Origin of the sequence: uncultured Salinicola sp. (assembly GCF_937921195.1) — a bacterium.
Classification (GTDB): domain Bacteria; phylum Pseudomonadota; class Gammaproteobacteria; order Pseudomonadales; family Halomonadaceae; genus Salinicola.
On record NZ_CALFQK010000058.1, the window covers coordinates 1 to 8,230 of the forward strand.

7 protein-coding genes and 1 pseudogene are annotated in these 8,230 nt (G+C 66.7%); 2 read left to right on the forward strand and 6 right to left on the reverse strand.

The annotated features are described in order from the left end of the window. Together eutB and eutC are read left to right on the forward strand one after the other, a co-directional pair. Positions 1 to 378 (forward strand): ethanolamine ammonia-lyase subunit EutB (gene eutB / locus Q0602_RS05080; RefSeq protein WP_298839837.1); only part of this gene is annotated, 378 nt, incomplete at its 5' end. Beyond that, entirely contained in the window at positions 375 to 1,196 is an 822-nt protein-coding gene (gene eutC, locus Q0602_RS05085) for an ethanolamine ammonia-lyase subunit EutC (protein WP_298839840.1), read from the forward strand. The genes eutB and eutC, both read left to right, overlap by 4 nt. 110 nt (positions 1,197 to 1,306) lie before the next feature. Here eutC and Q0602_RS25325 read toward each other — a convergent pair. The 6 genes and pseudogenes from Q0602_RS25325 to Q0602_RS05115 form a co-directional block, all read right to left on the reverse strand. Then, positions 1,307 to 1,873: pseudogene (locus tag Q0602_RS25325) on the reverse strand (helix-turn-helix domain-containing protein); the annotation flags it as partial. Positions 1,874 to 1,919: 46 nt separating this feature from the next. Further along, positions 1,920 to 2,555: a response regulator transcription factor gene (locus Q0602_RS05095; protein WP_298839843.1), complete on the reverse strand. Its 636-nt coding sequence runs from the start codon at positions 2,553 to 2,555 to the stop codon at positions 1,920 to 1,922. Between the two features lie 2 nt (positions 2,556 to 2,557). Continuing rightward, a complete protein-coding gene (locus Q0602_RS05100) occupies positions 2,558 to 5,683 on the reverse strand; it encodes a two-component regulator propeller domain-containing protein (protein WP_298839846.1) in 3,126 nt (1,041 codons plus the stop codon). A 138-nt stretch (positions 5,684 to 5,821) separates the two neighbouring features. After that, positions 5,822 to 6,532: a hypothetical protein gene (locus Q0602_RS05105; RefSeq protein WP_298839851.1), complete on the reverse strand. Its 711-nt coding sequence runs from the start codon at positions 6,530 to 6,532 to the stop codon at positions 5,822 to 5,824. Positions 6,533 to 6,656: 124 nt separating this feature from the next. Next, positions 6,657 to 7,478 (reverse strand): alpha/beta hydrolase, encoded by an 822-nt coding sequence (locus tag Q0602_RS05110; RefSeq protein WP_110643684.1) that lies wholly within the window; start codon positions 7,476 to 7,478, stop codon positions 6,657 to 6,659. A 113-nt stretch (positions 7,479 to 7,591) separates the two neighbouring features. Beyond that, positions 7,592 to 8,230, reverse strand: a 639-nt coding sequence (locus Q0602_RS05115; protein ID WP_298839862.1) for a YoaK family protein, incomplete at its 5' end; no start/stop codon positions are given.

The following is an 8,230-nucleotide window of genomic DNA, read 5'->3' on the forward strand; positions in this document are numbered from 1 at the left end:
GAGGATCATTTCTGCGGCAAGCTGCTCGGCGTGCCGATGGGCTGCGACGTCTGCTACACCAACCACGCCGAGGCCGACCAGGACGACATGGACATGCTGTTGACGCTGCTGGGGGCGGCGGGCTGCCACTACATCATGGGCATTCCCGGCTCCGACGACATCATGCTCAACTACCAGACCACCTCGTTCCACGACGCGCTCTACCTGCGCCAGGTGCTGGGGCTGCGTCCGGCGCCGGAGTTCGAAGCCTGGCTGGAAACCAGCGGTATCTATCGTCACGATCGCGGCATCGCCTTCGGTCGCGAGTTGCCGTCACGTTTCCAGCACGTGTTGGGGTCAATGGGCTTGGGCACGGTTGATACGGAAGCAGCACGATGAACGACCAGGATCTCCACGATGGCGATGCGGGTATCACCGTCACCAACCCCTGGCAGCGACTGCGTGAACTCACCGATGCCAGAATCGGCCTGGGGCGGGCCGGCGGCAGCCTGCCGACGTCAGCCCAGCTGGCCTTTCAACTCGACCATGCCCGGGCCCGGGATGCCGTACACATGGCGCTGGATACCGAGCGCCTGATGCCGGAACTGGACCGTCGCTTTCCGCTGGCGCTGCGCCTGCACAGCCAGGCAGCCGACCGCGACGAATACCTGCGCCGGCCGGATCTCGGGCGACGGCTGTCGGAGCAAGCCGAGCAGGAGCTTGCCGCCATCACCCCCGAACCCTGCGACGTCTCGATCTGCGTGGTCGATGGTCTCTCGGCGCGGGCGATTCACGAGCAGTCGATCCCGTTTCTCGACGCCGCGCTGCCGGAGATCGGACGGCTGGGACTGTCGCCGGGGCCGGTGGCTCTGGTGGAGCAGGGGCGGGTCGCGATCGGCGACCCGATCGGCGAGGCGCTCAAGGCGCGCATGAGCATCGTCCTGATCGGCGAGCGTCCCGGACTCAGCTCGCCGGACAGTCTCGGGCTCTATTTTACCTGGGCACCCCGGTCGGGCCGGCGCGACAGCGAGCGCAACTGTATCTCCAACATCCGCCCGCGGGGACTGGGTTACGCCAGTGCCGCCAAACTGCTCGCCTACCTGCTGCGCGAAGCCCAGGCGCTGGGTGCCTCCGGCGTCGCGTTGAAGGACGACAGCGAGATCGACTCCCACCTCGGCGATGGCCGACAGGGCAACTTCTTGCTGCCGCCCAGGTGATCCTCGGCAGCGAGTGCCACCGATGTCATCCGGGTCCCCGTCACGTCGCTGGTGACAGCTGTTGCCGAGTCGAGCACTGGGACGGCATCGCCACCGAAGCGGCGCCGCCACTCGCTAGGGCTGGTGCCGGTGACCCGGCGAAACAGGCGCGTGAAGTGCGACTGGTCGCAGAAGCCGCAGGCCAGCGCGATGTCTGTCAACGGCGTCCGTTGATGTTGCATCAATCTCTGCGCCTGCCGAATACGCTGACGAAGGACGTAGTGGCATGGGGTTTCGCCGAAGGTCAGCTTGAAGGCATGGGTGAAGTGACCCACGCTCAGCCGGACGATAGCCGCCAGATCCGCGGTGCGTATCCGGTCCTGGAGATGGGTCTCGACGTGGGTGGTCAGGCGCCGAGTCTGCCATCCTGCCAGTTTGCCAGGCGCGGTTTCATTCGAGAGCCGTTCTTTCAGCACTGCCATGGCTCGGGGAAGACCGAGCTGCGCGGCGAGACGTTCGTCGTCGAGGCTATACGCCGCCTGGGACAACAGGGATAGCACGAGCGCCATCCTTTCCGCCTTGACCGTTCGGGGAGCGAGGGGTGGCGTCGATGCGGGGTGGGAACGCCTCATGGTCGAACTCCGGTGGTGTCGGTGATATCGATGATGAAGCGCTCTCGTCGGCAAGTTAATCCTCATTGGGCGAGGGTGCGCCTCCCCCTAAAGAGGTAGCGCCGGTCCCCTGCTACGCCATGTCGATGATGCCGCGCCGCAGGGCGATGGCCACGGCATGGGTGCGATTGCCGGCGTTGAGCTTGGCGATCAGGTTCTTGACGTGAGCCTTGATCGTCTCTTCGGTGAGCCCGAGCCGACGCGCGATCGCCTTGTTGGAGTCTCCGTGTGCAATCCAGCGCAAGACCTCGACTTCGCGCCGGCTGAGCGGCTCGGCACCCAGATGGCTGGCCAGGTCGGCCGCGATCTCGGCGGGAAAATGAGATTTTCCCATTGCCAGTGCACGGATGGTGTCGACGAGTGACTTGCGCAGCGTGCTCTTCAGCAGATAGCCGGTGGCGCCCGCCTGGATGGCGTGCAGGACCCGAACATCCCCCTGGTAAGTGGTCAGAATGGCGATTCGTGCCGCGGGGAACTCGTCGCGAATGGCGTGAATGGTGGCGATGCCATCCAGCTCGGGCATCTGCAGATCCATCAGCGTGACGTCGGGCTGCAGGCGGCGATAGCTGTCGATGGCCTCGATACCGTTGCTGGCTTCGCCGACCAGCTCGATATCCGGTTGACCCGCGATCACGGCGGCGATTCCCTCTATCAGCAGCGGATGATCGTCGGCGACCAGGACACGGATCGGCAGATGGGCTGGGGGCATGCTCAGGTTCTCCCGAATCGCCAGCGGCGGCGTCGCGAGGGGTGATGTCGCGAAGGGTGATATCGATAGGCTAGCGCTGCCGGAACGGTCAGTCGAACCGTGGTCCCGAGGTCGGCCTGGCTGTCCAGTTCGAGGTTTCCCCCTAACTGTCGGGCGCGCTCATGCATATGGGGCAGCCCCCAATGACCGGGGCGTCCCGACGGCGTCAGATAGTGGCCGGGAATCCCCGCGCCGTCGTCGCTGACCGACAGGCTGAAACCATCCGGCGCATGACACAGGGTGACGATGATCCGGGTGGCATCGGCATGATGGAACGCGTTGCACAGCGCCTCATGGCCGATCCAGTAGGCCTCGCTTTCGACTCGGGAGCGGAGTGGCTTCGGATTGCCTTGCGTGGTGACCTGGCAGACCAGGTCCCGGGCACCTGGCCGCTCCAGACACACCCGCGACAAGCACTCGGCGAGACCGACGCCAGCCGAGGCATGGCGCAGGGACATCACGCGATCGCGTCCCTCCTCGATCACCTCATCGGCCCGATCGAGGGCCCGCGCCATCGCCTGACGAGCCGGATCGTCGATGGGCATCTTGTCGGCGGCGGCCTGGAAGTGCAGCACCAGCGCCTGGATGCTCTGAAGCAGCGTATCGTGGAGCTCGCGGGCGATGCGCTCGCGTTCGGCGTGGCGCGTCTCGAGTCGTGTGCGCAGCTGGGCCGCCGCCAGGCGCATCCGATAACGATAGCCTGCCCACAGCAGGACCGTGACGAGCAACAGGCACAGCCCACGGAAGGTCCAGGTCTGGTAGAAGGCGGGAGCGATATGCAGGATCAAGCTGGCCGGCCGTGGATTCCAGACACCGCTGCCGCTGGAGGCTTCGACCTCGAAGCGGTAATCGCCAGGTCCCAGTCGCGTGTAGATGGCCTGACGTCGGTTTCCGGCGTCGTGCCACCGGGTGTCGTAGCCGCGCAGGCGATAACGAAAGCGCACGCTATCGGGCCGGGCCAGGTCGATCGCCGTATAGTCGATGGCGATTCTGCGGGGCCGGGCGGACAACGACGCCTCGGAGGCGATGGGCGAAGCCAGAGGATAGCGGCTGGTATCGGCCGTGAGCGTCGTGATTCGAGGCTCGGGCGGCGGCGATCTATCCTGGGACCGGCTCGGGTCGACCGAGACCACGCCGGCGACGGTGGCGAACCACAGGCGTCCATCCTGCCCTCGGATGGCAGTGGGGACGGGATGGATGCGAAAAGCATCGTTGGGAAGATCATCATCCCCTTCGAAGCGGCGAAACCGGACGCGATGGCCGGGTTCCTCCAGCACCCTGGCGATTTCCCCCGCCGGTATCTGGAGAACGCCGGTCTGGGTGTGCAGCCAGAGGTCCCCCCACGCCGATGCGGAAGCCGAGGGCAAGTCGCCCTGGCGATCCTTGGCGATACCGGCCGGGGTTTCGATGATGGCGTGAATGCCGGTGAACGGGTCGCCGCTGGCGATGGCGTGAAACCGTTCACCATCGAACAGGGCCGCGCCGTGGGTGCCGGCCAGCCAGAGATGCTGCCGGGTGGCCGAGATCGCCGCCGCATTGCCGATGTCCAGGCCGTCCTGCCGCCCCCACTGGCGCACGTCGTCCCCATCGCGCATGACCAGCAGATCGTCCCGGTAGCCGAACCAGACCCGGCCTTGGGTATCGCGGGTCGCGCTGACGGGCATGGTCTGACTCGGACGGCTCGTCGGTGGCGGCGTGAGTTGCCAGGCGCCCCCATGCCAGCGAAACAGCCCCGACCGATTGATCGAGACCCACAGCGCGCCGTCGCCATCGCGGGCCATCGCACGCACGCTCGCTTCGGCCTGGGTCGTTGGCGGCAACGCGGTGACCCGGCGCAACACGCCTCGATGTGCCCGCCAGATACCGTTCGGGCCGCCCAGCCAGACGTCGCCTCGAGCATCGCTGAAGGCGTTGTTGATGGGCGGCGCAACATCGGTCGTGTGCCACCGTCCCGCGGACCGGCGCATCACCGGACGGTTGCTGGAGCCTGCCCACAGCACGCCGGAGGCTTCCTCGGCCAGGGCGACGTTGCGGGCGCCGCCGGGGAGATGTGCCGGCACCAGAGCGGCATGGCGGAAGCGGTCCAGGCCGGCGCTGGTGCCGACCCAGACATTGCCGGCTTCGTCCTCGAAGACGGGCTCGATGTCATCGGCGCTCAGGCCGTCGAGATGACCGTAGTGCTGAAGTGCAGCGGCGAGCGAGCCGCTGGAGCTCGACAGATGACGACCAGCATCGGGCAGCCGCAGCAGACCCTCGCCCTGGGTTCCGATCCACAGGTTGCCGTCGCGGTCCGCGGCCAGGCCTGCGGAGACGACGTCGATGAATGGCGGGGCGTCTCCGGAGAACAGGATCGGGCGTACCCGGCCCGGGTGGAGTTCGGCGATCCACAGCGTGCCGTCACGGGTCTGGGTGATCTGGCTGACCCAGCCCACCGGTTGATCGGCATCAAGGAATCGATGGCTGCCGCGGGGCAGGAAGAAGAGCCGGTTCTCGCTGGCGGCCCATAGCGTGCCGTCGCGGTCGACGAAGACGGCGCGGGCGTTGTCGCCGGGAAAACCCCAGCCGGTCGAAACGGTATGCCAGCGGACCCCATCGAAACGCGCCAGGCCGTCGTTGGCGGCAGCCCAGACGTCGCCGTCGTGATCCTGCGCCAGCCCATAGACCGCACCGGTCGGGAAGCCCGATCCCGGTCCATAATCGGTGAGTTCGCCGTCGCGAATCAGGCTGACACCGCCGCGGCGGAGACCGACCCAGAGCCCACCCCCCGGGATCGCCAGCAGGGAGGAGACGGTCGCCACGGTCTTCCCGTCGGTGGTGGCGTAGCGCTCGAAAGCATTGCCGTCGAAACGAAACAGCGAGTAGTGGGTGCCCAGCCAGAGATAGCCATCCGAGGTCTGGGCGATAGCGCCGACCTGGCCTGGTCCGTTCTCTTCGGCAGTGCCGCTCCAGCTGCGATGATGGAGCTGCTGGAGCGTCAGGTTGGAATCCAGCGCCAGTGCCGTCATGGGCATCAGCCAGATCCACCACAACAAGAGAGCGGCCGATCGTCCCATTGGCACGTTCAACCAGGCCGACAAAGCAGGTTTCATGCAGGTATTCCCACGGCCAGGCACCAGCTTCGCCCTCACCGGTCGATTGTGTCGAGAGCCCGAGGAAACTCGATATTACACCGAGCGCCTGGCATTGGCGTCATCCGCGATTCCGGTCGTGATCGATGCATCGAGGTGTCAGAGACGAAGCGCTACCCGTTGCACCCAGTCGAGCGTGGCGTCGGCCACGGCCTCCCAGCCGGGTTCGACGAGCAACCCGTCGCCGTGTTGGGGGAACGCCAGCAGGGTGGTGGTGGCCATCGAGCGGCGATGGCGCCGGTAGCAGGCCTCGACCCGGGCACTCGATACCCGACGACTCCTGCCCGCGCTGACCAGTAGCAGCGGGCCCCGCTCGTCGTTGGCATAGTCGATGGCGGTGCCGATCCCCAGTGCGGTCTCGAGCAACAGCCGGCGGGGCGTGACGGGCGCTGGTCGGGCGTCGTGGCTTGGCGCGATCGGCGAAGGCGGCGGTGGCGCAAGAAGCTGCCAACAACCCCGGCGCGGTGTCGGACTCAGCGCGACGCCGGCGGCGCCCAGGCCGCGATCCAGCAACAGCTGGACGATGAGTCCACCGAGGCCGTGACCGACGAGCAGCGGCGGTGGCGACCCTCGGTCGAGTCCGTTGGCGTAGTGATCGACGACATGCCCGATGTTGAGTCCACGCCATCCAGCGCCCGAGCAGGAAGCGGATGTCGCCGGCCGGGATGAGGCGTCGTCGGGCGCGGTCGAGAGAGGGGGCCAGGCCGGTGCCTGGCAGAGATAGCCACAGGCGCCATAGCGGCCGATGAAGGGGCTCCAGCAGGCGGGCGTCTGGCCGACATCGTGGATGAAGACGACGCGCCGCTTCACGCCGAAATCTCCCGGTGAATACGCATGATGCGAGGCTTCGCCCTTGCCGTGTCGGTCGCGCCGATGGTGATCATCGGTACCAGTGGGAAGATCGGGGCCGGCGCCGGGGGGCGCCGGCCGGTCGTCAGGAACGAGCGAACGCCAGCAGGTCGGCGTTGAGCTGGTCCTTGTGAGTGTCCGCCAGCGCGTGGCTGCCGCCCTCGTAGACCGTCAACCGGGCGTCGGGGATCAACTCCACGCTCAGGCGGGCGGCGCCCTCGATGGGCACGATCTGATCGTCGTCGCCATGAATGATCAGCGTCGGCACGTCGAAGGCCCGCAGGTCCTCGGTGAAATCGGTCTCCGAGAACGCCTTGATGCAGTCGTACTCGTTTTTCAGACCGCCCATCATGCCCTGCTGCCAGAAGGCATCGCGCTGGCCCTGGCTGATCTCCGCCCCGTCGCGATTGGCACCGAAGAACGGTGTGGTCAGATCCTGGAAGAACTGCGAGCGGTCCTTGGCCACGCCTTCCCGGATACCGTCGAAGACCGCCATCGGCAGGCCGTTGGGGTTATTGGGGCTCTCTACCATGATGGGGGGCACCGCGCCCATCAACACGGCCTTGGCGATGCGCCGGGTTCCGTGGCGTCCGATGTAGCGCGCGACTTCGCCACCGCCGGTGGAGTGGCCGACCAGAATCGCCTCCTGCAGATCCAGCGATTCGATCAGTTCGGCCAGGTCATCGGCGTAGGTATCCATCTCGTTGCCGTGCCACGGTTGGCTGGAACGTCCATGGCCGCGGCGGTCGTGGGCGATGCAGCGAAAGCCGTGCTCGGCCAGGAACATCATCTGGCTCTCCCAAGCATCGGCGCACAGCGGCCAGCCGTGGCTGAAGACGACGGGCTGACCGGCCCCCCAATCCTTGTAATAGATGTCGGTGCCATCGCGTGTCGTGATCGTTGTCATCGGAAGCACTCCTCTTAGCGTGTCGAGTTGTCTTGACGTCGGGTCGGCATTTACCGCCCGGTGGCACTCGGTGGCCTTGCCACCGAGAAGGGGGGACGTTGGTGCGTGTCGCCTCAGCGTTCATCGATCGCCCCGGCTGAGTCGCTATGGGCCGGTGGACGTCGGCGCCAGGCGACCAGCGTCATCGCGGCTAGCAGCGCCACGGGCAGTAGCAGCGCCACGAACAGCATCTCGCGATAGGCGACGGCACCGGCGATGGCGCCAAGCCCGAATGCCGCCACCGCCGGCAGGGTCCTGGAGAGGCGAGCTCTGGCCGCCTGACGGATTTCCTGGGAGCAGCGCCGTCCGATCAGATCGACGATATCGAGCACGGCCTGGGTCACGTTGCCGGTCATCACGGTGTTGGGGACGCCGACTCGCACGATCAGTCGACTATGGGCGTTCTGAATGCCCATCGCCGTGGCGCCGGTCATGCCGCAGAGGATGACGCTCATGTCGTCGGGATCGACGACCGGTGAAACCTGAATGCCCATCAGGCAGAAAGCTAGCAGCAACATCGTCTGGGTGGCGTAGAGCACACTGGGCGCCAGGGGCCGCGGCAGCCACCTGACCAGAAAACTGCTCAGCACGACGCCGGCCACGAAGGCGGGAAACGCCAGCAGCTTGATGAGCGCACCCTCGGCGAAGCCACCGGCCTGCGCCCCGATCAGCACGAAGTTGCCGGTCACGTGGGCGGTGAACAGCCCGAAGAG

Coding starts and splice junctions, on each gene's coding strand:
- eutC (WP_298839840.1), top strand. CDS start 375: ATGAACGACCAGGATCTCCACGATGGCGATGCGGGTATCACCGTCACC.
- Q0602_RS05095 (WP_298839843.1), bottom strand. CDS start 2,555: ATGCCCCCAGCCCATCTGCCGATCCGTGTCCTGGTCGCCGACGATCAT.
- Q0602_RS05100 (WP_298839846.1), bottom strand. CDS start 5,683: ATGAAACCTGCTTTGTCGGCCTGGTTGAACGTGCCAATGGGACGATCG.
- Q0602_RS05110 (WP_110643684.1), bottom strand. CDS start 7,478: ATGACAACGATCACGACACGCGATGGCACCGACATCTATTACAAGGAT.